This is a genomic window from Ruegeria sp. D7 (assembly GCF_056534355.1).
In genome coordinates this window covers 60,778-85,685 of record NZ_JBQFPG010000015.1, presented here as the reverse complement: position 1 = coordinate 85,685, position 24,908 = coordinate 60,778, and the positions used below count along the sequence as shown (strand labels likewise).

Annotated in this window: 27 protein-coding genes; 10 read left to right on the top strand and 17 right to left on the bottom strand. The window is 58.4% G+C overall.

Annotation, left to right across the window (positions count from 1 at the left end; translation table 11 throughout):
* Positions 1 to 39 precede the first annotated feature (39 nt).
* The 3 genes from rpsT to mutM all read right to left on the bottom strand — a co-directional run bounded on the left by rpsT (position 40) and on the right by mutM (position 2,225).
* Positions 40 to 303, bottom strand: coding sequence for a 30S ribosomal protein S20 (gene rpsT, locus ACRZ9U_RS17925; RefSeq protein WP_010442545.1), 264 nt, complete (start codon positions 301 to 303; stop codon positions 40 to 42).
* A 227-nt stretch (positions 304 to 530) separates the two neighbouring features.
* A complete protein-coding gene (locus ACRZ9U_RS17920; RefSeq protein ID WP_170395375.1) occupies positions 531 to 1,307 on the bottom strand; it encodes an enoyl-CoA hydratase in 777 nt (258 codons plus the stop codon).
* 66 nt (positions 1,308 to 1,373) lie between these two features.
* The gene (gene mutM / locus ACRZ9U_RS17915) at positions 1,374 to 2,225 is read right to left on the bottom strand and encodes a bifunctional DNA-formamidopyrimidine glycosylase/DNA-(apurinic or apyrimidinic site) lyase (protein ID WP_170408657.1); all 852 of its coding nucleotides are present in this window, start codon (positions 2,223 to 2,225) and stop codon (positions 1,374 to 1,376) included.
* An 86-nt stretch (positions 2,226 to 2,311) separates the two neighbouring features.
* On the opposite strand from mutM, the gene ubiE reads away from it, so the two are divergent.
* Entirely contained in the window at positions 2,312 to 3,064 is a 753-nt protein-coding gene (gene ubiE, locus ACRZ9U_RS17910) for a bifunctional demethylmenaquinone methyltransferase/2-methoxy-6-polyprenyl-1,4-benzoquinol methylase UbiE (protein ID WP_170408658.1), read from the top strand.
* Positions 3,065 to 4,594 carry a 2-polyprenylphenol 6-hydroxylase gene (gene ubiB / locus ACRZ9U_RS17905; RefSeq protein ID WP_170408659.1) on the top strand — a complete coding sequence of 510 codons (1,530 nt, stop codon included), beginning with the start codon at positions 3,065 to 3,067 and terminating at the stop codon, positions 4,592 to 4,594.
* A gap of 98 nt (positions 4,595 to 4,692) precedes the next feature.
* Here the strand turns inward: ubiB and ACRZ9U_RS17900 are convergent, their stop codons facing one another.
* Entirely contained in the window at positions 4,693 to 5,868 is a 1,176-nt protein-coding gene (locus ACRZ9U_RS17900; RefSeq protein WP_170408660.1) for an acetyl-CoA C-acyltransferase family protein, read from the bottom strand.
* A 112-nt stretch (positions 5,869 to 5,980) separates the two neighbouring features.
* Between ACRZ9U_RS17900 and ACRZ9U_RS17895 the strand changes: the two genes are divergently transcribed.
* The 5 genes from ACRZ9U_RS17895 to ACRZ9U_RS17875 all read left to right on the top strand — a co-directional run bounded on the left by ACRZ9U_RS17895 (position 5,981) and on the right by ACRZ9U_RS17875 (position 10,654).
* Positions 5,981 to 6,544, top strand: a complete 564-nt coding sequence (locus ACRZ9U_RS17895; RefSeq protein ID WP_170395365.1) for a helix-turn-helix domain-containing protein — start codon at positions 5,981 to 5,983, stop codon at positions 6,542 to 6,544.
* Between the two features lie 109 nt (positions 6,545 to 6,653).
* Entirely contained in the window at positions 6,654 to 7,838 is a 1,185-nt protein-coding gene (locus ACRZ9U_RS17890; protein WP_170408661.1) for a glycine C-acetyltransferase, read from the top strand.
* Positions 7,839 to 7,852: 14 nt separating this feature from the next.
* On the top strand, positions 7,853 to 8,881 hold the full coding sequence (tdh, locus tag ACRZ9U_RS17885) for an L-threonine 3-dehydrogenase (RefSeq protein ID WP_170396071.1): 1,029 nt from the start codon (positions 7,853 to 7,855) through the stop codon (positions 8,879 to 8,881).
* Positions 8,882 to 8,944: 63 nt separating this feature from the next.
* A complete protein-coding gene (locus ACRZ9U_RS17880; RefSeq protein ID WP_170396070.1) occupies positions 8,945 to 9,820 on the top strand; it encodes a tryptophan 2,3-dioxygenase in 876 nt (291 codons plus the stop codon).
* A gap of 3 nt (positions 9,821 to 9,823) precedes the next feature.
* Positions 9,824 to 10,654 (top strand): alpha/beta hydrolase, encoded by an 831-nt coding sequence (locus ACRZ9U_RS17875; protein WP_170408662.1) that lies wholly within the window; start codon positions 9,824 to 9,826, stop codon positions 10,652 to 10,654.
* Between the two features lie 59 nt (positions 10,655 to 10,713).
* On the opposite strand, the gene infB is transcribed toward ACRZ9U_RS17875, so the two are convergent.
* From infB to pip, 6 genes are all read right to left on the bottom strand, one after another.
* Positions 10,714 to 13,191: a translation initiation factor IF-2 gene (gene infB, locus ACRZ9U_RS17870; RefSeq protein ID WP_170408663.1), complete on the bottom strand. Its 2,478-nt coding sequence runs from the start codon at positions 13,189 to 13,191 to the stop codon at positions 10,714 to 10,716.
* Positions 13,192 to 13,199: 8 nt separating this feature from the next.
* Complete coding sequence (locus ACRZ9U_RS17865; RefSeq protein ID WP_170395356.1) at positions 13,200 to 13,823, bottom strand: RNA-binding protein; 624 nt, start codon at positions 13,821 to 13,823, stop codon at positions 13,200 to 13,202.
* 22 nt (positions 13,824 to 13,845) lie between these two features.
* A complete protein-coding gene (gene nusA, locus ACRZ9U_RS17860) occupies positions 13,846 to 15,459 on the bottom strand; it encodes a transcription termination factor NusA (RefSeq protein WP_170395353.1) in 1,614 nt (537 codons plus the stop codon).
* Positions 15,459 to 16,049, bottom strand: coding sequence for a ribosome maturation factor RimP (rimP, locus tag ACRZ9U_RS17855; RefSeq protein WP_170408664.1), 591 nt, complete (start codon positions 16,047 to 16,049; stop codon positions 15,459 to 15,461). Before rimP ends, nusA begins: the two co-directional genes overlap by 1 nt.
* Before the next feature lie 160 nt (positions 16,050 to 16,209).
* Positions 16,210 to 17,022: an ABC transporter substrate-binding protein gene (locus ACRZ9U_RS17850; RefSeq protein ID WP_170408665.1), complete on the bottom strand. Its 813-nt coding sequence runs from the start codon at positions 17,020 to 17,022 to the stop codon at positions 16,210 to 16,212.
* Positions 17,019 to 17,996 (bottom strand): prolyl aminopeptidase, encoded by a 978-nt coding sequence (gene pip, locus ACRZ9U_RS17845; protein WP_170408666.1) that lies wholly within the window; start codon positions 17,994 to 17,996, stop codon positions 17,019 to 17,021. The genes ACRZ9U_RS17850 and pip overlap by 4 nt, the downstream gene beginning before the upstream one ends.
* A gap of 48 nt (positions 17,997 to 18,044) precedes the next feature.
* On the opposite strand from pip, the gene ubiG reads away from it, so the two are divergent.
* Positions 18,045 to 18,791, top strand: a complete 747-nt coding sequence (gene ubiG, locus ACRZ9U_RS17840; protein WP_170408667.1) for a bifunctional 2-polyprenyl-6-hydroxyphenol methylase/3-demethylubiquinol 3-O-methyltransferase UbiG — start codon at positions 18,045 to 18,047, stop codon at positions 18,789 to 18,791.
* Positions 18,792 to 18,821: 30 nt separating this feature from the next.
* Here ubiG and ACRZ9U_RS17835 read toward each other — a convergent pair whose 3' ends face one another.
* The 5 genes from ACRZ9U_RS17835 to ACRZ9U_RS17815 are packed head-to-tail and all read right to left on the bottom strand — an operon-like array spanning position 18,822 to position 21,892.
* Positions 18,822 to 19,511 carry a hypothetical protein gene (locus tag ACRZ9U_RS17835; RefSeq protein ID WP_170408668.1) on the bottom strand — a complete coding sequence of 230 codons (690 nt, stop codon included), beginning with the start codon at positions 19,509 to 19,511 and terminating at the stop codon, positions 18,822 to 18,824.
* Between the two features lie 36 nt (positions 19,512 to 19,547).
* On the bottom strand, positions 19,548 to 19,988 hold the full coding sequence (locus tag ACRZ9U_RS17830) for a MarR family winged helix-turn-helix transcriptional regulator (RefSeq protein ID WP_170395340.1): 441 nt from the start codon (positions 19,986 to 19,988) through the stop codon (positions 19,548 to 19,550).
* Between the two features lie 14 nt (positions 19,989 to 20,002).
* Positions 20,003 to 20,833 (bottom strand): carbon-nitrogen hydrolase family protein, encoded by an 831-nt coding sequence (locus tag ACRZ9U_RS17825; protein ID WP_170408669.1) that lies wholly within the window; start codon positions 20,831 to 20,833, stop codon positions 20,003 to 20,005.
* A complete protein-coding gene (grxC, locus tag ACRZ9U_RS17820; RefSeq protein ID WP_170395334.1) occupies positions 20,833 to 21,090 on the bottom strand; it encodes a glutaredoxin 3 in 258 nt (85 codons plus the stop codon). The genes ACRZ9U_RS17825 and grxC overlap by 1 nt, the downstream gene beginning before the upstream one ends.
* A gap of 37 nt (positions 21,091 to 21,127) precedes the next feature.
* Positions 21,128 to 21,892, bottom strand: coding sequence for a double zinc ribbon domain-containing protein (locus tag ACRZ9U_RS17815; RefSeq protein ID WP_480902555.1), 765 nt, complete (start codon positions 21,890 to 21,892; stop codon positions 21,128 to 21,130).
* On the opposite strand from ACRZ9U_RS17815, the gene ACRZ9U_RS17810 reads away from it, so the two are divergent.
* Together ACRZ9U_RS17810 and hemH are read left to right on the top strand one after the other, a co-directional pair.
* Complete coding sequence (locus ACRZ9U_RS17810) at positions 21,873 to 22,703, top strand: methyltransferase domain-containing protein (protein WP_170408670.1); 831 nt, start codon at positions 21,873 to 21,875, stop codon at positions 22,701 to 22,703. The two genes, ACRZ9U_RS17815 and ACRZ9U_RS17810, sit on opposite strands and share 20 nt — an antisense overlap.
* 55 nt (positions 22,704 to 22,758) lie before the next feature.
* The gene (gene hemH / locus ACRZ9U_RS17805) at positions 22,759 to 23,808 is read left to right on the top strand and encodes a ferrochelatase (RefSeq protein WP_170408671.1); all 1,050 of its coding nucleotides are present in this window, start codon (positions 22,759 to 22,761) and stop codon (positions 23,806 to 23,808) included.
* Between the two features lie 76 nt (positions 23,809 to 23,884).
* On the opposite strand, the gene ACRZ9U_RS17800 is transcribed toward hemH, so the two are convergent.
* Both ACRZ9U_RS17800 and ACRZ9U_RS17795 read right to left on the bottom strand, forming a co-directional pair.
* The gene (locus ACRZ9U_RS17800; RefSeq protein WP_010442520.1) at positions 23,885 to 24,067 is read right to left on the bottom strand and encodes a hypothetical protein; all 183 of its coding nucleotides are present in this window, start codon (positions 24,065 to 24,067) and stop codon (positions 23,885 to 23,887) included.
* Between the two features lie 139 nt (positions 24,068 to 24,206).
* Positions 24,207 to 24,806 carry a L,D-transpeptidase gene (locus ACRZ9U_RS17795; protein ID WP_170395325.1) on the bottom strand — a complete coding sequence of 200 codons (600 nt, stop codon included), beginning with the start codon at positions 24,804 to 24,806 and terminating at the stop codon, positions 24,207 to 24,209.
* Between the last annotated feature and the right edge of the window lie 102 nt (positions 24,807 to 24,908).

The following is a 24,908-nucleotide window of genomic DNA, read 5'->3' as shown; positions in this document are numbered from 1 at the left end:
TTTTTCGTAAATCAACGCTTGACGCGTTTTCCCAAAGAATCAGCCCAGCGCTTTGACGCGCGCCGACAGGCGCGACATTTTGCGGGCTGCGGTGTTCTTGTGGAAGACGCCTTTGGTGACGCCACGCATCAACTCGGGTTGAGCGGCGCGCAGGGCTGCGGTAGCTGCGTCCTTGTCGCCGGATGCGATCGCTTCTTCAACTTTGCGCAGGTGGGTACGGATGCGCGAACGACGCGCTTTGTTGACGGCGAAGCGCTTCTCGTTCTGACGGGCGCGTTTCTTTGCCTGGGGCGAATTTGCCATGTGTCTCTGACCTTTTGTTCGGTACGGTTATCTTGGGTTGCGCGCCACGGACATATCCGCACCGGATCAGAAATCACGAGTGTGAGTCGGGCCAAGCGGGCCGCACGCGCATGTATGACGGCGGTCTCTAACCAAGTTTGGCAGGTTTGCCAAGCTGATTCTTCCAGTATGTGATGAGGGAAAAAGGCGGGGTCTGCCCGCCTAATATCACTAAGCGACGATTACGATTACTTGTCGCGGAACTGAGCCGCACGTTTTTCCAGAAACGCGGCCATGCCTTCTTTCTGGTCCTCTGTCGCGAACATCGAATGGAACACCCGACGCTCAAACAGCATGCCTTCGCTCAGCGGCAGCTCATAGCTGCGGTTCACAGCCTCTTTGGCCGCGATGGCCGTGATCTGCGATTTCTCTGCAATCTTCTGCGCCGCACCGGTTGCCTCTTCGATCAGCTTTTTGGCGGGCACGACACGACTGACCAATCCCGCGCGCTCGGCCTCTTCCGCGTCCATGAAGCGGCCTGTCAGGTTCATATCCATCGATTTGGACTTACCAACGAAGCGGGTCAGACGCTGACTGCCACCAAGCCCCGCGATGACGCCCAGATTGATCTCGGGCTGGCCGAACTTGGCGGTGTCGGCAGCGATGATGAAATCGCACAGCATCGCCAGTTCACAGCCGCCGCCCAGCGCGTAACCGGCAACGGCGGCGATAATAGGTTTACGGATCGCGGAAACCCTATCGTTGGCGTCTGCAAACAGATTGACGTCGAATACATCGACAAAACTCATCTCGGACATTTCCTTGATGTCCGCACCGGCGGCAAAGGCCTTGTCCGAGCCGGTGATGACGATGCAGCGCACCTTGTCATTGCTATCCGCATCTTCCAGCGCCTCGCACAGCTCACCCAGCAACTGGGTGTTCAGCGCGTTCATCGCATCGGGGCGGTTGAGCTTGATAAGGGCGACGTGGTCTTCGATTTCGACGATGATCGTCTCAAAAGCCATGAGGTGTAAGCTTCCGGTTGTTCCGTTCAGGTACGATTCCTTATCACGCGATTTCGCTGGATCAAGTTATCTTTGGCATTGCGCGCAATAGAAGGATGAGCGACCGGACTGGGTGATTCTCTTGATTTCAGCACCACAACCCTCAGTTCGACAAGGCTCTCCTTCGCGGCCGTAGACGTCGAAACTGTGTTGAAAATATCCAAGTTCTCCATCGGCTTGGCGGAAATCGCGCAGCGATGACCCACCCGCTTCAATCGCGTCCTGCAACACTTTTCTGATGATCGGCACAAGGGCCGCAACGCGTGGCGCAGAAATCTGTCCGGCTTTGCGACGTGGCGACACCTTGCCGCGATAAAGCGCTTCGCAGACGTAAATATTACCCAAACCAGCAACGATTCCCTGATCCAACAACGCTGATTTGACCGGGCTGTTCTTGCCTTTGAAGGCGTCTATCAGGTGCTGTTCGTGAAAATCATTACCCAACGGTTCAGGACCCAGAACCGATAGCAGCTTGTGCTGCTCCGCCGTTGCCGTCGGCAGCAGGTCCATTGCCCCGAACCGGCGCGGATCGTTGAAGGTGATGCGTGCGCCATTAGCCATATGAAACACCACGTGATCATGTTTCTGCGCCATCGGATGCTCATGCGCATACTGTCCGAGCGGATCGCCAGAGACCGTCATCCGCCCCGACATGCCCAGATGGATCAACAACGTCTCGGCACTGCTGAGATCCGCCAGAATGTACTTCGACCGTCGCCGCAGCCGATCCACCCGTTGCCCCGTCAGCCGCTCGGCCATCCGAGCCGGGAAAGGCCAACGCAAATCGGGGCGATTCACATCCGCCCTTTCGATCACTGCGCCCTCCATTGCGGGGCTCAGGCCGCGTCTTACTGTCTCGACCTCGGGCAATTCGGGCATTACAGGGCTCCTATTCCAAAGGGCCGCATTGTGCCCGCCTCTTATCGCCCTATAACAGAGGCGAAATTCGACAAACGGCAAGGCAAATGTCCGACACCAACGACAAGACCACCCATTTCGGGTTCGAAACAGTGCGCGAGGCTGAAAAAGCCGGCCGCGTACAGGGCGTGTTCAATTCGGTCGCCTCGAAATACGACGTGATGAACGACGTGATGTCGATGGGCATCCACCGGGTCTGGAAAGACGCGATGATGGACTGGCTTGCCCCGCGCGCCGGTCAGCGGCTTCTGGATGTGGCGGGCGGCACCGGCGATATCTCGTTCCGCTTTCTGAAGCGCGCAGGCCACGGCCATGCTACCGTGCTGGACCTGACCGAGCCGATGCTGGTCGAAGGCCGCCAGCGCGCCGAGGCCGACCAGATGTCCGACAGCCTGAATTGGGTGGTGGGCGATGCGATGGCGCTGCCCTTCGAGGATAACACCTTCGACGTCTACACCATCTCCTTCGGCATCCGGAACGTCACCCGCCCGCAAGAGGCGCTGAACGAGGCCTATCGCGTTCTGAAGCCCGGTGGTCGTCTGATGGTGCTTGAGTTCAGCCAGTTACCCAATGACGGGCTGCAGAAGCTTTACGACCTCTACAGTTTCAATGTCATCCCGCGTATGGGCAAGCTGATCGCCAACGACTACGACAGCTATCAATACCTTGTGGAATCGATCCGCAAGTTCCCAGATCAGGAGACATTCCTGAACATGGTCCGCACCGCCGGGTTCGAAAACGCCAAATACCGCAACCTGAGCATGGGCATTGCCGCACTGCATTCTGGCTGGAAGATCTAGATGCGCGGCCCCCACAACATCATTCGCCTGGTCCGGACGGGCGCCACGCTGGAACGCACCGGTGCCATGAATGTGGTGCTGGACGCGTTTGAAGCGCCGCGCGCCGTACGTATTCTGGCGCATACGCTGGGCAAACCGTTCCAATGGCTGGGCTACAAGGGCGACCCCGAGATGCCGCCCGCCACCCGTGCCCTGACCGCATTGGGTCCGGCTTACATCAAATTCGGGCAGGTGCTTTCGACCCGCCCCGACGTGGTGGGAAATGAACTGGCCGAGCAACTGCGTGTTCTGCAAGACAAGCTGCCGCCCTTTTCCAAAGCTGAAGCAATGGCAGAGGTCGAGAAAGAGTTAGGCCAACCGACGTCAGAGATATTCAGTGAGTTCAGTGAACCCATCGCCGCTGCCTCGATTGCTCAGGTTCACAAGGCCAAGCTGACCAGCACAGGCGAAGACGTTGCTGTCAAAGTCCTGAGACCGGGTATCGAGCGCGCCTTCCGCAAGGATGTAGACGCGTTCTATTTCGCCGCGCGTATGGTACAACTTTGCGCCCCCGGAGCGCGCCGACTACGCCCGATGGAAGTGATCGAGCATTTCGACGGCGTAGTACGCGGCGAGTTGGACCTGCGTCTGGAAAGCGCCGCCGCCTCGGAATACGCTGCCAATACCAAGGATGATGCTGGATTCTGGCTGCCTCCGGTGGTCTGGTCGCTATCCGCTCGTCGCGTCATGACGCTCAGCTGGGCTGATGGCATTCCCTTGGGAGATAACAACGCGCTGGACGCTGCCGGACATAATCGCCGCGATCTGGCTGAGCGCGTGCTCCGCCTGTTCCTGTTGCACGCGCTACGCGACGGCTATTTTCACGCCGACATGCACCAAGGCAACCTCAAGGTCGCTGCGAACGGTGACATTATCGCCTATGACTACGGCATCATGGGCCATATCGATGAATACACTCGCCGGGTCTATGCCGAGATTCTCTTTGGTTTCATCCGCCGCGACTATAAACGCGTGGCTGAAGTCCATTTCGAAGCAGGCTATGTGCCTGCCAATCAGGACGTCGACGAATTCGCCCGCGCCTTGCGCGCGGTAGGTGAGCCGATCTTCGGCATGGACGCCACCCATATCTCGATGGGTCGGCTGCTGAGCTACCTGTTCGAAGTCACTGAACGCTTTGGCATGGAAACCCGCACCGAGCTGATCCTGCTGCAACGCACCATGGTGGTGGTCGAAGGCGTCGCCCGCTCGCTTGATGATCACATGAACATCTGGGAGGTCGCCCGACCGGTGGTCGAGGATTACATCAAACAATCCATCGGCCCCCGCGCCGCCCTGCGCGATTTCGGTAAAACCGCCCTGGTGCTTGCCCGTTTCGGCCCCCGCTTGCCCGGTCTGGTGGAAAATGCCCTGATTGCCCAGACTCAAAAAGACGACCCAAAGACCCCGGGTTTCATCGCGAACCTTCTGCCAGCAGCGATCGGCGCGGCCGCAGGCATAGCCGCGACGCTGGTGATCTTCGCACTCAGCTAAACTAACCCGACCGCTTCATCTGGCCAAAAATACCTTCGGGGGGGAATCGCACCCCGGCGCGATGGGGGGCAGACAGCCCCCCCTTGCCCCGGTCCAACTCAGAGCCGCTCGATGGCGAGGGCAATGCCTTGACCGCCCCCGATGCACATGGTGATCAGACCTTTTGATCCACCAATACGCTCCAACTCATACAACGCCTTAAGCGTGATAATCGCCCCTGTGGCGCCCACCGGATGGCCCAGTGCAATAGCCCCACCGTTCGGATTCACCTTTGCAGCGTCCAGACCCAATTCCTGATTGACGGCCAGAGCTTGCGCCGCAAACGCCTCGTTGCTTTCGATCACGTCGAAATCATCCGCAGACAAACCCGTCTTTGCGAACAGGTTCTGCACAGCTGGAACCGGGCCGATGCCCATCACCTCGGGTCGCACGCCGGCATGCGCATAGCCAATCACGCGCGCTTTGGGTTTCAAGCCCGCCTTTTCTGCAGCATCCGCTGTCGCCAACACCATCGCCGCCGCGCCGTCATTGATGCCCGAGGCGTTGCCCGCCGTCACCCGCCCATCTTTCTGGAATACCGGGCGCAATCCGGCCAACGCCTCGGCAGTGGTGGCCTTGGGATGTTCATCGACCTTGAAGTCGACCATGTCGCGCTTGACCTTGACCTGCACCGGCGCGATCTGGCTGTCGAAATACCCGGCCTCAATCGCCGCAGCCGCACGGGTCTGGCTGGTCAGCGCAAACGCGTCCATCTGTTCGCGGCTGATTTGGTGTTCATCTGCCACATTCTCGGCGGTCACCCCCATATGCCCGGTGCCGAATGGGCAGTTCAGCGCACCTAGCATCATGTCGAGCGATTTGACATCGCCCATCTTCGCCCCCCAACGGGCCTGCGGTACGACATAAGGGCTGCGCGACATGCTTTCCGCACCGCCCGCCACGGCAAACTCGGCATCGCCTAGCATCAGCGCCTGCACCGCCGACACTACTGCCTGCGCCCCTGAACCGCACAGCCGGTTCACGTTCATCGCCGGAGTCCCGTTCGGAATACCCGCCTGCATTGCGGCGACTCGCGATAGATACATGTCGCGCGGTTCGGTGTTGATCACATGACCAAAGACAACATGATCAATCTGCGCGCCTTCAACGCCCGAACGCTCCATTGCCGCCTCGGTCGCCACGGTCGCCAGATCAATCGGAGCGGTCGAGGCCAACGCACCGCCAAAGGTCCCGATGGCTGTGCGCGCACCGTCCAGTATTACTATGTCCGTCATGTTTTCTCCTCCAAGTCTCGCGCCCATTATGCACCTGCAGCATGATCTTCATATTAGACTCACTGTCACGCCGGAATTGACATTACGTTGCGCAACACCCATGGATTCCGTCATGACGGAAAACACAGACGATATTCTGACGCGCCTGCCCGCCCGATTGAAAGAGGCACGCCGCGCCAAAGGTCTGTCGCTTGAGGCGGTCGCCAACCTCAGCGGCGTCTCGCGTTCCATGGTCAGCCAGATCGAGCGTGGCGAAAGCAGCCCCACAATTTCGACTCTGTGGAACCTGACACGCGCTCTGCAGGTGGATTTCGCCGGACTTTTGGAAGACGCCAAAACGACCGACCAGATCGAAGTGCTGCGTCAAGCAGAAGTGCCCAGTATCGACAATATGGGCGAGAAATGCCGGATTCGCATCCTCTCTCCCCCCGAAGAGGCCGGAGGACACGAGGTCTATGATATTCAGTTTCAGGCCAATGGGAGCCTGAACAGCCAGCCTCATGCGCGCGGCGCACGAGAGCAACTGACTGTGCTGGAAGGCGCCGTCCGTGTCACTTCGGGAACGGCATCCAGCGATCTGAAACAAGGGGATACCGCCCGGTATGCCGCCGATATTACGCATTCGATAAGCGCTGAAAACCCGGCCCGCGTTTTCCTGATCGTAAAAAACGCCTGAACGGGCAAGATTCCGCCTTCACGGATATTTTTCCCAAATACTGTAATTCTCCTATTTGGGAATTTCATCCGCTATGTTAGACGTGCGACTCAGATTAACGGAGGTCGCCATGGCTGATGCATTCCTGTCCCATATTTCGGATACACTCGCGCAGATTGAGGCAGAGGGTCTGTACAAGCGCGAACGAATGATCACCTCGCCTCAGGGCGGTGAGATTACGGTGGGCGACAAGCAGGTGATCAACTTGTGCGCCAACAACTATCTGGGTTTGGCCGATCACCCCGCGCTGATCAACGCCGCCAAAAGCGTCATGGAGCCCAAGGGGTTCGGCATGGCCTCGGTCCGGTTCATCTGCGGTACGCAGGACATTCATCGCGAACTTGAGCAGAAGCTGGCAAAGTTCCTGAACAAGGACGATTCAATTCTGTTCGCTGCCTGCTTCGACGCCAATGGCGGGTTGTTTGAGCCTTTGTTAGGGCCCGAAGACGCCATCATCTCTGACAGTCTAAATCATGCCTCGATCATCGACGGGGTACGGCTGTGCAAGGCAAAACGCTATCGCTACATGAACAACGACATGAACGACCTCGAAGCGTGGCTGAAACAAGCGCGCGAGGACGGGGCGCGGCATATCATGATCGCAACCGATGGCGTGTTCTCAATGGATGGCTATCTGGCCAATCTGCCGAAGATTCGCGAGCTGGCCGACAAATACGACGCCATCGTGATGGTCGATGACTGCCACGCCACCGGCTTTATGGGGCCAAACGGAGCGGGCACGCCGGACCACTTCGGCGTCGACGTGGATATTCTGACGGGAACTCTGGGCAAGGCACTTGGGGGGGCAATCGGCGGTTATATCGCCGGGCCGCAGCCAGTGATCGACCTGCTGCGGCAGCGGGCGCGGCCCTATCTGTTCTCAAACTCGCTGCCGCCGTCCATCGTTGCCGCAGGGCTTGAGGCAATCCGTCTGGTTGAAGAAGGTGACATGCTGCGCGCCCAATTGTTCGGCAATGCCAAGTACTGGCGCGCCGGGTTAGAGAATCTCGGCTTCGACCTACTTCCGGGCGAACACCCGATCATCCCGGTCATGCTGGGTGAAGCGACCCTGGCGCAGGATATGGCATCGCGATTGTTTGACGAAGGCGTCTATGTTTCGGGCTTTTTCTTCCCTGTCGTGCCGCGTGGTCAGGCCCGAATCAGAACGCAGATGAATGCGGCTCTAACACGCGACGAATTAGACCGAGCGCTCGCGGCATTTGGCAGGGTCGGCAAAGAATTGGGGATAATCTGATGCGGCCCAACACGATGAAAGCCCTTGAGAAATCCAAGCCCCAGGAAGGTCTGTGGATGGTGCAGGCCCCGGTACCCGAGATCGGCCCAGACGAGGTTCTGATCCGCATCAACAAGACAGGGATTTGCGGCACGGATATTCATATCTGGAACTGGGATGAATGGGCTGCGGCCACCGTGCCGATCCCGATGATCACCGGCCACGAGTTCGCGGGTGAAATTGTTGAATTGGGTCGCAACGTGACAGGGATGACGGTCGGCCAGCGCTGTTCAGGCGAGGGCCATCTGATCACCCCTGACAGCCGCCAGAGCCGTGCGGGCAAGTTCCACCTTGATCCCGGCACGCGCGGTATCGGTGTGAATGAACAGGGTGCCTTTGCGCAATACCTGAAACTGCCTGCCTTTAACGTGGTGCCCCTGCCTGACGACGTACCGGATGAGATCGGGGCGATCCTCGACCCGCTGGGCAATGCCGTGCACACTGCACTCAGCTTCGATCTGCTGGGCGAGGATGTATTGATTACTGGCGCAGGCCCTATCGGCATCATGGCCGCCGCCGTTGCCCGTCACGCCGGTGCCCGGCATGTAGTGATCACCGATATCAACCCCGACCGCCTGAAACTGGCCGAACACGTGGTACCTACGGTACGCACCGTTGATGTGTCCAAAGAGGATCTGCAGGATGTCATCGCGGAACTGGGCATGACTCAGGGCTTTGATGTCGGGCTTGAAATGTCGGGCTCGCAAGCCGCGCTGGACCAGATGGTCGAAGCGCTGGTTATGGGGGGCAAGATCGCGCTGTTGGGGATTCCGCCCGGAAAATCTCCGGTGGACTGGTCGCGCATCGTGTTCAAAGCTATCACCATCAAGGGTGTCTATGGGCGCGAGATGTTCGAGACCTGGTACAAGATGATCGCCATGTTGCAGAACGGGCTGGATGTCAGCCGCGTAATCACCCACCAGTTTGCGGTCGATGACTTTGCTCAGGGATTCAAGGCCATGAAATCCGGTCAATCAGGCAAGGTGGTTCTGGACTGGACCTAACGCTCTGGAACCGTGCGGGTTTTGTCCCTAAACATGGATAAACCCGCGCGTCTGGAGGAGCACATGGGCGACAAAGACAGGTATACAGAACGGGGAATCGAAGAGTCTCTGGTCACCGATTTCACAGAAACTCACCGCAAAAGCTATGGGGATTTTCTGCAACTTAAGACTCTGCTGAACCTGCAAAAGACCTTTCAGGACCCGGCCCAACCTGATGAGATGTTGTTCATCATCATTCATCAGGTCAGCGAACTGTGGCTGAAACTGATGCACCATCAACTTGTCGAAGTCCGCCGGTTCTTGCAGCAGGACGATTTCGGTCCCGCGATGAAGAACCTCGACCGGATCAAGGCGATCCAACGGCAGTTGATCGCCGCGTGGGAGACGCTACTGACTATGACTCCCGCGGACTACATGACGTTTCGGGACGCATTAGGCAGTTCGTCAGGCTTTCAAAGCTATGGCTATCGCCAAATCGAGTTCATTCTGGGCAACAAAGATCCCCAGACCCTGAAAGTGCATGCGCATGACCCAGAAGTGATGGAGATGCTGAACGCGGCTCTTACCAAACCCTCGCTCTATGACGAAGTGCTGCGGATGCTGGCCCGGCAAGGGTTTGACGTGCCGCATGATCTGATCGAGCGGGATTACGCAAAGCCCTACTCCGGCGATCCGCGTATCGTCAAAATCTGGGTCGAAGTGTTCCGCAACACGGAGCAATACTGGGATCTTTACGCGCTGGCCGAAAAACTGATGGATGTGGAATCTCTGTTCCAGAGGTGGCGATTCGATCATGCAACCGCGGTTGAGCGCGTGATCGGAATGCAGCCCGGAACGGGTGGATCTAGCGGCGTGGCCTTCCTGCGCAAGGCGCTGGAGTTGCGGTTTTTCCACGACCTCTACGACGTGCGAACCGAATTGATGTATACTGGGGAATAGGCCATGCTGTATCGCGGATTCACCCAAGAAGAGCTTGAGCAGGAGTATTCCCCTAGCTCAATGATTGGCGGTGATCTGACGCCATATCTAGCCAGCTATTCTGCCCTCAGCACACAGGCACGGTCTGAAATTAGGATGCAGGAAAACCGTTCCTATGGCGACAGCCCGACGCAAGTTCTAGATTTCTTCCCCGCACCTGGCGCCAACGCGCCTTTGCATGTCTTTATTCATGGTGGCTATTGGCAGGCGCTTAGCCAGCGTGAGTCGGCCCCTATGGCACCGGTATTGCATGAGAACGGGCAAGCCTTTGCCACGCTGAATTATACGCTCGCCCCCGATGCCAGATTGGGGCAGATGGTCGAAGAATGCCGTACCGCCTTGTTGTGGCTTGCGTCACAGGCCGAAACACTGGGTTTTGATCCATCAAACATCACGCTATCGGGTCACAGTGCAGGTGCCCATCTGGTTGCGATGGTGATGGCGACGTCTTCGAAGGCATTTGCGCAGGCTGGCCTGCGGGTGCGCAATGTGATCCTGATTAGCGGGATCTATGACCTTGTTCCGATCAGCCTGACCTCGGTGAATGATCCGCTGCAACTGACCAAGGTCGAGATTCACGATTTCTCACCCTGCCTCAACCTGCCCGCGCCAGGACCCCGTTACAGGGTGACAGTCGCCGAGCGGGATACGCCCGAGTTTATCCGCCAAAGCCGTGACTATGCTGAACTACTGCGCAAGGCCGGACATTCGGTCAGTTTCGATCTGCAGAAGGGCAAGCATCATTTTGACATCATCATGCCGTCGGGCACGTTTCTGTCGTCGCGCACGGACTAACCTAAATGAAAACAGCGGCCTCGTGGGGCCGCTGTTTCAAGTTTCTTTCTAGATCCGGATCAGTCCAGCGTGCGCGTGACCTCTTCGCGCTCGAAGATTTCGATCACGTCGCCTGCGCGGATATCGTCGTAGTTCTCGAACGCCATACCGCATTCCTGACCCGATTGAACTTCGGCCACTTCATCCTTGAAACGCTTGAGGGTCTTCAGCGTGCCTTCGTGGATCACCACGTTGTCGCGCAGCAGGCGGACACCCGCCGAGCGGCGGGCAACACCTTCGGTGACCAGGCAGCCAGCAACCTTGCCGACGCCGGTGACCTTGAAGACCTCTTTGATCTCGGCGTAACCGATGAATTTTTCGCGAATCTCGGCGCTCAGCAGGCCGGATGCGGCTGCTTTCACGTCATCCACCAGATCGTAAATCACCGAGTAATACCGGATCTCGACGCCCTTCTGGTTCGCAGTGTTACGCGCCGATGCGTTCGCACGCACGTTGAAACCAAAGATCGGAGCGCCGGAGGCTTCGGCCAGGCCGACATCCGTCTCGGTGATCGCACCAACACCCGAGTGCAGAACGCGTACGCGCACTTCGTCATTGCCGATCTTCTCCATCGCCTGAACGATGGCTTCGGCAGAGCCCTGCACATCCGCTTTCATCAGAATTGGCAGCTCGGTGACGTTTTCGTCTTCCTTGGCCTTCTGCATCAGCTGCTCAAGGGTGGTCGCGGCACCGGCAGCGGCGCGTTTGTCCTTGGCGGCTTGCTCACGATAAGCAGCAATCTCACGGGCCTGCGCTTCGGTCTCGGTCACGTTCAACACGTCACCTGCTTCGGGCGTGCCGTTGAGCCCCAGAACCTCGACCGGAACCGAGGGGCCAGCTTCTTTGACGCGGTCGCCCTTGTCGTTGATCAGCGCACGGACCTTACCGTACTGCTCACCCACAACGAAGATATCGCCCTGACGCAGCGTGCCGTTCTGAACCAGAACGGTGGCGACGGGACCACGGCCCACATCCAGCTGCGCCTCGATCACGGCACCTTGGGCGGCGCGATCTGGGTTGGCTTTCAGTTCCAGAATCTCGGCCTGCAGTGCAATGGCTTCCAGCAATTCGTCCAGACCCTGACCAGTCATGGCCGAGACCTCAACGTCCTGAACCTCACCCGACATCTTCTCGACGATCACTTCGTGCTGCAGCAAGTCAGTGCGGACTTTGTCGGGGTTCGCGTCGGGCTTGTCGATCTTGTTGATCGCCACGATCATCGGCACTTCGGCCGCTTTGGCGTGGTTGATCGCCTCGATCGTCTGCGGCATCACAGCGTCATCGGCGGCAACAACCAGAACCACGATATCCGTGACCTGAGCACCGCGAGAGCGCATCGAGGTAAAGGCCGCGTGGCCAGGCGTATCCAGGAAGGTCAGCGTGGTGCCGCCGTCGGTTTTCACCTGATAGGCACCGATATGCTGCGTGATTCCACCGGCTTCGCCGGCAACAACACGCGCGTCGCGGATCGCATCCAGCAGCGAGGTCTTACCATGGTCAACGTGACCCATGATGGTGATGACCGGCGGACGGGGCTGCAGATCGTCATCGCTGTCTTCGACCTCTTTGATGACGTCTTCAACATCCGAATCAGAGACACGCGTGACCTTGTGGCCAAATTCTTCGATGATCAGTTCAGCCGTGTCAGCGTCGATGGTCTGGTTCTGCGTGACCATCATGCCCATTTGCATCAGCGATTTGACAACGTCAGCGACACGCTCGGCCATACGGTTGGCCAGTTCCGAGACCATGATCGCCTCGGGCAGCTGAACGTCGCGGATCACCTTTTCCCGCTCGACCGTGCCGCCCATGGCCTTCTGGCGCGCACGCTCCTGCTTGCGCTTCATCGCGGCCATCGAGCGTTGGCGATTGCCTTCGCCGCCAGTGGCCTGACCCAGTGTCAGCTTGCCCGAGCGGCGGTTGTCGTCACGGCCCTTGCCACGGCCACGCTGCTCACGCTCGCGATCCTGCTTGCGCGGTGCCGCAGCAGGTGCAGGCTTGCTGGATGGGCTGCGTGCGGCCTTGGGCTCGGCGGCGGGTGCCGGGGCTGCGGCAGCACGCTGGGCTGCTTCCTCGGCCTCTTTACGCTTGCGTTCTTCCTCTTCGGCCTTGGCACGGGCACGCTCTTCAGCTTCACGCTGCTCGCGTTCCTTGGCCTCTTGTTCGGCCCGGCGGCGTGCGCGTTCTTCTTCGCGCGCCTTTTCCTGCGCCTCACGGGCAGCGGCCTCTTCAGCCTCACGTGCCTTGGCGGCTTGCAACGCCTTCATACGACGCGCCATTTCCGCATCGGAAATACCCGCTGGGCGACGCGAAGGATCACCCGAAGGTGTCGCACCACCACTTGGTTTGGTCGCGCCCGGCTTGGGTACGACCACGCGTTTGCGTTTGGTCTCCACCACGACATTCTTGGTGCGTCCGTGGCTGAAACTCTGTTTCACATTTCCGGGGCGTGCCCCGCCACGAAGACCCAATGTCTTTTTGCCGTCACTATCGCTCATAAAGCTTCTTACCCTTCCGAGCGGCCCTTGCCGCCGTCATCCTTTTCGCGCAAGCCACGCAGGCGCTGCGCTTCCTCTACAACACGTTTGGCGAGTCCGCCAGAGGCCAAGGCCGCATGAATCACGGTTTGGCGCCCAAATGCCGCCCCAAGCTCATCCGCAGTCAGCCAGCCGATGTATTTCCCGAAGTGCGGCGTGCTGAGTTTCGACTTGCCGCGCCCCGATCCGTCTGAGGCCTGAATCAGCACCTGGGCCTCTTCCCGGTCCAGCCACGACTTGACCTTTTCATACCCGGCGACCGCGTCACCGGACTTGCGCGCCAGACTGATCAGCTCGATCACACGACGCGCCACCTGTTTCTCGACCTCATCGGTCAGGTCCTTGGCGGCACTCACCTGCGCCTTAAACCCGCGCGAGAACAGTTTCTTGTTCACCGCCTTGTCCAGCGCCGCACGATCCGCCGCCACGTAAACCCCACGCCCCGGCAATTTCGCCGCGACATCGGGAAAGACCTGACCGTCGGGCCCCGTTACAAAGCGGATCAAGCCATATTTGGGCTGAACCTCGCCCGTGGCGATGCACTTGCGTTCAGGGCCTTCCGACCGATCCTTATGGACGCCACCGCGACCCATGTCAGCCACCCGAGGCCTGAGATCAGGCCTCGACCTCCTCATCGGTTGCTTCACCGTCTTCTTCGGCCTGCTCCAGCTCGGCCGGATCAACCCAGCCCAGCATGATGCGCGCGGTCATGACCAGATCCTGCGCCTCTTCCAGCGTCACGCCGAAGGGCTCCAGTACACCATCATCCTTGATGCGTTCGCCATCGACCGTAGTCCAGCCACCGGCCAGTTCCCAGTCGGCGCAGGTTGCGAAGTCTTCCAGAGTCTTCACATCATCCTTGGCCAGCGCCTCTACCATCTGGGGTGTCAGGCCCTCGAATTCAATAAGACTGTCCTCGGCACCCAGCGCACGGGCTGCATCCAGCGCCGCCTTGGCCTGAGCTTCCAGGAATTCGCGTGCACGTGTCTGAAGTTCTTGCGCGGTTCCTTCATCCACACCGTCGATGACCAGCAGTTCGTCGATTTCAACGTATGCCACTTCTTCGAGGTTGGTGAAGCCTTCAGAAACCAGCAGCTGAGCGAAGAATTCGTCCAGATCCAGCGTTTCCATGAACAACTGGGTACGGGCCTCGAATTCTTTCTGACGGCGCGCCGATTCTTCGGCTTCGGTCATGATGTCGATGTCCAGATTGGTCAGCTGGCTGGCCAGACGCACGTTCTGACCACGACGGCCAATGGCGAGGCTCAGTTGCTCCTCGGGAACCACAACTTCGATCTTGCCGGCTTCTTCGTCCAGAACCACCTTTGAAACTTCGGCGGGCTGCAGAGCGTTCACAAGGAAAGTTGGCTGATCTTCGTTCCACGGGATGATGTCGATTTTCTCTCCCTGCAGCTCGTTTACCACGGCCTGCACGCGGCTGCCGCGCATACCAACACAAGCGCCGACGGGGTCAATCGAGCCGTCATAAGAAATCACGGCAATCTTGGCGCGCGAGCCGGGATCACGAGCAACGGCCTTGACCTCGATGATGCCGTCATAGATTTCCGGTACTTCCATCTTGAACAGCTCGGCCATGAATTCCGGCGCAGTGCGCGACAGGAAGATCTGGTGACCACGCACCTCGCGGCGAACCTCTTTGATATAGGCGCGCACACGGTCGTTCGGGCGATAGCTTTCGCGACCGATCTTGTCATTGCGGCGCAGAACGGCCTCGGCACCGCCCAGATCGACGATCACATTGCCGAACTCTTCACGCTTGACCGCACCGTTGATGATGGTGCCTGCACGATCCTTGAATTCTTCGTACTGACGATCACGCTCGGCTTCGCGAACCTTTTGCAAGATGACCTGCTTGGCGGACTGAGCAGCGATACGACCCATTTCAACCGGCGGCACTTCTTCAACGAAGACGTCGCCAACCTCGGGCGATTCCATGTACTGGCGCGCCTGCTCGACGGTCATCTCGGCCTGATAGTTCTCAAGCTCTTCATCCTCGACCACGGTGCGGACGCGGGTGAAGGTCGCCTTGCCGGTCTTGCGGTCGATGCTGACGCGGATGTCCATCTCGGCGCCGTAACGGCTCTTGGCGGCACGGGCGAGCGATTCTTCCATCGCTTCGACAACCAGACCGGGGTCGATCATCTTTTCGCGGGCCACGGCCTCGGCGGTCTGCAGCAGCTCCAGCTGGTTGGCTGAGGTGATTGCCATCAGTTCGTCTCCTCTTCGGACCCTTCGGTCTCAATCTCGTCGAAAGCGTTTTCGTTCAGGGCACCAGCGTCTTTGCGCTGGCGCAGCATTTCCTTGATCAGATCATCGGTCAGGACCAGCTTGGCATCGCTCAGCCAGTCGAATTGCAAACCGATGGTGATCGTCTCGTCTCCCTCGGGGATGTTGATCAGAACCTCATCCCCTTCGATCCCGGCCAATTCGCCCTTGAAGCGGCGGCGACCGTCGATCAGTTCTGCGGTTTCGATCTTGGCCTCATACCCTTCGAACGTCTCAAAATCTTTGAGACGGGTCAGAGGGCGGTCAATTCCAGGGCTGGAAACTTCAAGCGTGTAGGCGTCCAAAATGGGGTCTTCGACGTCCAGCGTGGCGCTGACCGCATTGGAAATCTCGGCGCAGTCATCCACTTCGATGCCGCCATTGGGCTTGTCTGCCATGATCTGCATCGTGGTGGTCTTGCCGCTCATCAGCCGAATGCGGACAAGCTCATACCCCAGATCCTCGATCACAGGGGTGATGATCTCGGCCAGTCGCCGGTCGATGGCAGCTTTGGCTATCAGGTCGTTTGTCATTCAGGTTCTCTACCCTGCTATCGGGCACAAAAAAACGGGCGCGCGGCCCGTCGAATTTTCCGGTGGAGCCCCGGACCAGAAGTCCGACGCGCCGCTGTTGCAACTGCATATACGCAGGAGTTCCTGAGTCTGCAACCCCCGGCGCAAATCGTGATCAAATTTACGCCAGCCACCACCGTTCGGCGATGCGCCCATCATCCAGCGCAGCCCGGCTGATCTGGCGCGGCATACCGACATGAGAGGCCATTGCCAACGCCATCTCGGCCTCAGACGGATGATATCGCAGCCCGCGTTGCGCGGTCAGCTCCTCACCAGCCGGGAGCGCTGCGATATCTACATATCCATCGCGCAATGCTTCGGCCCGCACCCCGGCGTCCGGGATCACGATAATCTCAAGCGTATCAACCCATCCTGCCGTTCCGCTTTTGTAGTGATTGGACACCCTGCGTGCGCGGAAATGACGTTCATCCTCGGCCCGCTCAACCCGGTAGCATCCTGTGCCGTTGGCCTGAGCCAGTGGCGTCACGCCCCCTCGCGCAATGACAAACCGTGACCCAGCCAGCAAGAATGGTAGTCCCGGGTTGCCCTCGGCCAATTGCAGCTGCACACGATCAGGTGCAATGGCCTCGGCCTGACCAATATCTTCCAGAACAGCTAGCACATCGTTCACGTCCAGCTTGGTGCCATCGTGGAACACAGCATCGTCGCGCAAATCAAAGTTCCAGACCCGCGCATCAGCATCGGTCTGCCAATTTGTAGCCAGCTCTCCGCGCAGGGTACCATCAGGCGCGATCTCGGTCAGGCTGTCAAAGACTGCGCCCCGAGCCACCTGTTCCAGACTGTTGTCGCGTGGCACCGCCAGCCGTAAGGTGCCGCCCTGTTTCGGCGTATCGGCCAGAGACGCTCCTGTCGCCGCCAGCAAAGCGGCGGCGGCGCCCGAGGCAAATAATGCGCGACGGTCGATGCGAGTCATACCGTTTCCTCCGACACGCGATCCATGATCCGAACCAGTTCCGCGCTGATGCCCGGTTCTGACAGGGCGTGACCGGCCTGCCGCACCATCTTCAGTTCGACATTGGGCCAGCGCTCGGACAGGTTCCATGCAGCCTGCGGTGGGCAGATCATGTCATAGCGTCCCTGAACGATATGACCGGGAATATGGGCAATTCGGTCCATCTGATCCAGAATTTGCCCGTCATACTCAAGAAACGCCTTGTTCGTGAAATAGTGATTCTCAAGCCGCGCAAAAGTTCGCGCGTATTCGCCGGGGCTTTCCCCGACCGATCCGTTGGTGTGGATCGAAGCCAAAGCGTTTTCCCAATGTGACCACGCGCGGGCATAGAGGATCTCGGTCGCGCGGTCGCCCGAAAACAGGCGCTTGTTGTAGGCCGAAATTGCGTCATTTACTTCATGTTCGGGCAAGATAGAGGTGAACTTGGCCCATTGTTCAGGCCAGAATTTGCCCGCACCACCGCCATAAAACCAGTCCAGCTCGGCCTGTGTGGCCAGAAACACGCCGCGCAATACCAGCCGATTTACCCGATCTGGATGTGTTTGGGCATAGATCAACGCCAGTGTCGCGCCCCAGCTGCCGCCAAAGACGATCCAATCTTCGATGTCGAACAATTTGCGCAGACGCTCGATATCCGCCACCAGATGCCATGTCGTGTTGTTTTCGACTGACGCGGTTGGCCGCGACCGGCCACATCCGCGCTGATCAAAGAGAATCACCCGATAGGCATCCGGGTTGAAATACCGTCGCATCGCCGGGCTGCAGCCGCCGCCCGGCCCGCCATGCAGGATCACCACTGGTATCCCATTGGGATTACCGCATTGTTCCACATAAATACGGTGCCCATCGCCCATATCGACCACGCGCTGATCGAACGGATCGATCGGCGGGTAAAGATATTGAACTGCGCGCTTTTGGTCCGGGTACTTATCCATTACGACCCTATATAGTCCTTAAGCGTAAAAGAGCACACGGAGACAGGAATGCAAGCGCATCCGAACACGGTTGACCCGTCCGAGATCGCAAAATTCGAGGCGATGGCTGCGGAATGGTGGGACCCGCATGGGAAATTCAAACCTCTGCACATGCTGAATCCGTGTCGCCTGGATTATATCACACAGCAGATCGCAGGCGAGTTCGACCGTGATCTGAAAGCTCCGCGTCCCTTCGAAGGCTTGCGCCTGCTGGATATCGGCTGCGGCGGCGGGTTATTGAGCGAACCGATGGCGCGTTTGGGCGCCACGGTCGTGGGCGCCGACGCCGCCGAAGGCAACCTGCCGGTCGCTCGCATCCATGCCGAGCAATCGGGGCTGCAGATCGACTACCGCCACACTACCGCCGAAGACATGGCCGCCGCAGGCGAACAGTTCGATGTGGTGCTGAATATGGAAGTGGTCGAACACGTCGCTGATCCGTTGGGTTTCCTGACCGCATCGCAGCAATTGCTGAAACCGGGCGGGTTACTGATCTGCTCAACCATCAATCGCAACCCGAAATCCTACGCGATGGCCATCATCGGGGCCGAGGTCGTTATGCGTTGGCTGCCGCGCGGCACGCACGAGTGGAACAAGTTCATCACCCCGGATGAGCTGTTCGACCTGCTGCGCCAGGCCGGGCTGGAACCGGTGGACCGCAAGGGGTTCGTCTTCAACCCGATCCTGTGGAGCTGGTCGATCTCGGACCGGGATTTGAGTGTGAACTATGTGACGGCGAGTGTGAAGCCGAGGTAGGATGGGCGATTGCACCCATCTTACAATTGCCTATTTGACGGCCAAACGGTGAAAACTGAATGCTGGAGCAAACCCAGCTTCGTCTAACGCTTGTTTAAGAAGCCCATTTAGAAAAACACGATGTGGTACGCCCTGGTCGCGCCAAATGTCGATCCCGGACGCCGCATCCGCATTGCAGAAAACATCCCCGGGCTTGGCATCCTTCCATTCAGGAAGTCGGAAAAGGTCATCCCGATCGGGTCGGCGACGCAGAAGGCCTTTTGACTCAGCAATGTTCAGCGTGCCTGATTTGTTTGCGATCCACAGGATCGAGTAGTTCTGCTCAATCGGTGTGATCTTGTCTTTTTCGAATAGGTTGACGGGATAAAGCCCCCCTTGCCCCAAGTCGAAGTTCTTGAGGACATCGGCAACATCTGATCGAACCGCGAGAATTCCAAACAACGTGATTACAGCAGAATACTTGCCGTAGTGAGGCTCAAAATCATGATCTTCAGGTGCAACCTCTTGAAAGAAATCCGGCAAGATATCCTGCTGCTCCAGCGGCTCCCCGTGGCGCTGCCAACGATACAGATTCGCATGATAACCTGATCCGGGTTGCCACCTGAAGGCCTTGAAGCGTTCACTTGGTTCTTCAGGAAAATCATCGGGGACAAGCGCCCGGAATGGCCTCTGCAGGTCCATCCCGACGGTAATGTCTGAAACCCAAATTTCATCCGTCATCTTTTAAGATCCTTTGGCGCAGTTGGCGTAAAGCCCCTACTCCCCCTCCAACTGCAACCGCAAATCCCGTAGCACGGGCAGCGTGCTGCGCACCCGCTCCAGCCCCAGCTCTCCGACCACGCGGTTGATCAGCGGGGCAATCGAGGAAATCGCCTGATCGCGTGCGCGTCGGCCTGCGGGGCTGATGGCGACCATCTTGCGGCGGGCGTCGTCCCAGTCGGGGCGGATGTGGATATAACCGGCCCATTCCAGCTTGGCCAAAGTGTTGGTCATCGCCCCGCGCGTCACATGGAACGTGTTGGCAAGTTGCGCCGGGGTGCGCTCGTCGCCGACAAACACCAGATGGTTCAGCACCGAGAAATGCGAGATTTCCATGCCCTTGGGCAGCACCCGGCTCAGCCGGTTGCGCAATAGCTGATCGGCGGTCAGGATCTCGCTGAACAGCGTGACCGCAAGGGCATTTTTTTCGTCAGTCATGGTCCGGTTCTGGATCAGGGTGCGTCAAAGGGGCGGACATGTGTTAGTGAAGGCACGCGTCGTCGCGCCTCTGTAACAGACCTATCATCCAAATCAAAAAAGTGAATGCCCGGATCGGTGCCTGCGTCGATCAGCACCTCTCCCCACGGGGCGACAATCATACTGTGGCCGTGTGTATATCGCGTCTTGCCGCGAGTTTTAGGGTGCTCACCCGTTTGTGCCGGAGCCAGCACCCAGCAGCCGGTCTCAATGGCCCGCGCGCGCAGCAGTGCTTCCCAATGGGCAGCACCGGTGACCGGCGAAAACGCCGCCGGGACGGTGAGAATCCGCGCGCCCGCCTGCGCCAAAGCGGCATACAGGTAGGGAAATCGAATATCATAGCAGATGGTCAGGCCGACTTTACCGAAATCGGTGTCGGCAATCACCGCTTTCTGACCGGGGCGATAGTTCTTCGATTCGCGGAAGGTCTCGGATTCCGTGACCTGCACGTCGAACATGTGAATCTTGTCGTACCGCGCCACGATCTGCCCCTGCGGGTTGACCATGAAGCTACGGTTGGCAAAGCGCCCGTCCGAGTCATGCGTTTTGATCGCAAGTGACCCGATCAGCAGCCAGACACCCAATTTGGCGGCCTGTTCGCACAGACCCGCCAAAGTAATGTCATCTTCTTCGTGCTGCAGAACCTCGTGCTGGCGTGTGGTGCTGGTGGAGACGCAATTCGTGACCTCGGGCGTCAGAATGAACTGCGCACCCTGCGCTGCCGCGTGGGCCATCATGGCACGCACCATCTCGAGATTCTCAGCCGGATCATCCGACGCGGTGATCTGCAGCAAAGCGGTTTTCATCAAGCCGCCAGCAGGCGGTCCAGCTTGCCCTGACGTTCAAGCTCGTAAAGATCGTCGCACCCACCAACATGGGTGGTGCCCACAAAAATCTGCGGCACAGTGCGTTTTCCTGCCGCGCGCTGGATCATTTCAGGTTTGCGTTTCGGATGCATCAGCACGTCGATTTCCTTGAATTCGACGCCTTTCTGTTTCAACAACCGCTTGGCCGCATGACAAAAGCCGCACAGCGGCGAGGTGTAGATTTCTACCGGCTTCATATTCCGTCCCTTTGGGTTTCGCACATTCTTGGGCGAATTAGGCATCCTTGGCAACGCGCGCCAGTACCAACACGAAAATATGATTTGCCCCTGACGCGCGACAGACACGCGCGCAGGCGTCCAACGTCGCACCCGAGGTCATAACATCATCGACCAGAAGAATATCCCGGCCTCTGATCATGGGTGCACGTTTTCGATGCAGAGATATGGCGTTGGACAGCGCAAGGGATCGCTCAACCGCAGTTTTTCCATCCAGAACAGGGGTGCGTACCGTGCGTACCAGAAGATCGGGGCAGACGCTCAACTCCGCTTCCCGGCCCAGATGCCCCGCCAGCAGCACCGATTGATTGTAGCGACGCTTGATCAGCCGGGTCCAGTGCAGCGGAACCGGCGCGATCAGCATGTTCGGGTGCAACAGCTCTTGCCCGGCTTGAGCCATCCAGCGTGCGGCAGGGCGGGCCAACTCAGGCCGATCCCCGTGCTTAAAGGCAAGTATGAGTGCCTTCGCGCGCCCCTGATACAGCAACGCTGCCCGACCATTCTGCCACGCGCGTGGTGCCCTGAGGCAGTCATCACATTCAATCCGGTGTCCGTCCCGCGCGCCGGGAAGTGGCATGCCGCAGCTTTCGCAGACGGTGCCACCGATGAACGGCGTGTCGCGCCAGCATGCGCCGCAGAGGCCGAAATCGGATTCGGTCAGTGCTCCGCAGGACAGGCAACGCGGTGGGTAGATCATCTCGACAGCGGTTTGAATCCCCTGACGAATGCGATACTTGCGGCTTATGAAGCTTCCGTCCGACACTACACCCTCTCTGTTTGACCGCGCCGTCCTTGCGCTTCACCGCAGCCGCGCGCGGGACGACGCGCTTTTCCTGCACCATGTCGCTGTCGACGAAGTGCAGGATCGTCTGTCCATGGTTAACAAAACCTTTAAGGCCCCCGCCGTCGTGACCCCCTTCCCTCATATCTGGGAGGGGTTGTGGCCCGAGGCCCGGGTGATCAGGGATGAAGATGTTCTCGACCTAACTCCAGGAGCGCATGATCTCTTGATACATGCGATGGCACTGCATTGGGCAAACGACCCGGTCGGCCAACTGATCCAATGCCATCGCGCCCTAAAATCCGACGGATTGCTGTTAGCGGTATGTTTAGGGGGCGACACCCTTAAGGAATTACGCGCGGCTTTGGGTCAAGCCGAGATCGAGGTGACTGGCGGTCTCAGCCCCCGTATTGCTCCTATGGCCGAGCTTCGTGATCTGGGGGGGCTGCTGCAGCGGGCCGGGCTGGCTTTACCCGTCGCCGACAAGGCGACACTGTCTGCGGAATACCGCGATCTGCTGCATCTGATGCGTGATCTGCGTGCAATGGGAGAAACCAACGCATTGGCCGATCGCCTGAAACACGCGACCCGACGTGCTGTTTTTGACAAAGCGCAAGACATCTATGCCGGACATTACAAATCGCCACAGGGCCGCCTGACGGCAACATTTGAATTGATCTGTCTGACGGGCTGGACCCCCGATGACAGCCAACCCAAACCTTTGCGTCCGGGATCCGCCAAGATGCGGCTGGCTGATGCGCTAGGTACGGATGAGGGCAAACTGCCCGATTGACGACCGGCCTTTTCCCTATATCTCAGGCCAGACACCACAAATCAGGAAGCTTTCAATGTTTGATGCCACTCGTCCAACCCATGCCCCTGCAGACCATCCCAAGGTCAAGATGGGCCGCGTCGGCATCCTGCTGGCTAATCTGGGAACTCCAGATGACTACAGTTATTGGCCTATGCGGCGGTATCTGAACGAGTTCCTGTCGGACAAGCGCGTGATCGACTACCCGGCGTGGAAGTGGCAGCCGATTCTGCAAAGCATCATTCTGACCAAGCGGCCTTTCAGTTCGGGTGAGGCGTACAAGTCAATCTGGAATCACGATAAGGGCGAAAGCCCGTTGATGACGATCACCAAAGATCAGACTGCCAAGCTGCGCGCAGCGATGCAGCAGCGGTATGGCGATCGGGTGATGCTGGATTTTTGCATGCGTTACGGCAATCCTTCAACTCCGTCGAAGGTCCGAGAGATGGTAGAAGAAGGCTGTGATCGCATCCTGTTCTTCCCGCTCTACCCGCAATACGCCGGTGCCACGACTGCTACAGCAAATGATCAGTTCTTCCGCGCGTTGATGAAAGAGACATGGCAGCCTGCCAGCCGAACTGTTCCGGCCTATTTCGACGAACCTGCCTATATCGATGCGTTGGCGAGCTCTGTCGAGCGCGCCTATGCAGATATGGAGACAAAACCGGATGTCCTGGTCTGCTCGTATCACGGGATGCCCCAGCGCTATTTGCAGCAAGGGGACCCCTATCACTGCCAATGCGTGAAAACATCAAGGCTACTGAAAGAGCGTCTGGGATGGACGGATGATCAGCTGATCTCGACCTTTCAATCGCGCTTTGGACCTGAAGAATGGCTGAAGCCCTACACCGTTGATCACGTGGCTGATCTGGCGCGTCAGGGTAAGAAGAACATCGCCGTCATCGCACCTGCCTTCTCTGCCGATTGCATTGAGACGCTGGAAGAGATCAACGAAGAGATCAAAGAGAGCTTCGAAGAGGCAGGTGGTGAATCGTTCACCTATATCCCTTGCCTTAACGACGATGATTCGCATATCGCCGCGCTGAGCAAGGTGATCGAAGACAATCTGCGTGGTTGGTTAGACTAATCGCGCGCTTTCACCAGACACGAAAAAAGGCGGTGGTTTGCACCACCGCCTTTTAAGTGCATAAAGTCTCGTCGACTTAGCTTGCTGCAACAGCTGCGGCAACAACAACCAGCAGGATCAGCGGCAGGATGATGCCCTGCGACGAACCTTGGGTCTCTTCGACAACAACAGGTGCTTCAACAACCGGCTCTTCCAGGTTGCCAGCATATGCGGTCGAAGCAGCAGCAGTCAGAGCAGCAGCGAGAACGAGTTTCTTCATATTAACCTCCAGAATTTGCGCGATTCCCAATAGCGAAACCACGCATCTAAGACTTACCTCGTGAGTTTTTCTAATCAGCAATGCAGGCGGATTGCAATTGCAACTTGTCCCGCAAGCGGGTTCGTGCGCGAAAATGTCGTCAAATTAGCAACACTTGCGTGCCGACCTTGGCCATAGAAAACAGTTCGGCGATGTCATCGTTGAACAAGCCAATGCACCCGTTCGACGACCGGCGTCCAATTTTACGCGTATCGTGGGTGCCATGGATGCGATAATACTTCCAGCTCAGATATAAAGCGTGTGTTCCCAGCGGGTTATCAGGACCCGGCGGAATATAATCCGGCCATTCAGGGTTGCGCTTCTTCATCGATGGCGTCGGTGACCAGCTTGGGCCTTCCACCTTGCGAATGACACTGGTGCGTCCGCGACGGGTCAATTCCTCGGTCAGAGGCACCGAAGAGGGGTACAGTTTGTATACGGATTGATCATCTGACCAATAATGCAGCGCTCTGGATACGGTATCCACCAGAATGGCACCGTTTCTTGTGTTCGAAAAATAGGGCTGCCAGTCCAGCGCACGGAATCCCGACACATTGCGGCGTACCGGAGCTTCGGGTTCCGGGGCGGGGCGTAGCGGGTCGCCCGGAATATACTGAGCCAACGCAGGCGAGGCCAAGCTAGCGGTTGCACCGGCCAGGAATCCCCGGCGCGTCGATGTAAGAATATGTTTCTTGACCATGGAGATCGGTCCTCTGCTAACAGCAAATGCAAAATCTAAGGCATTTTATGGCCAGAATGCTTCAGTCGCAAATCAAACCGGCAGAATCACGCAAGGTTGGGG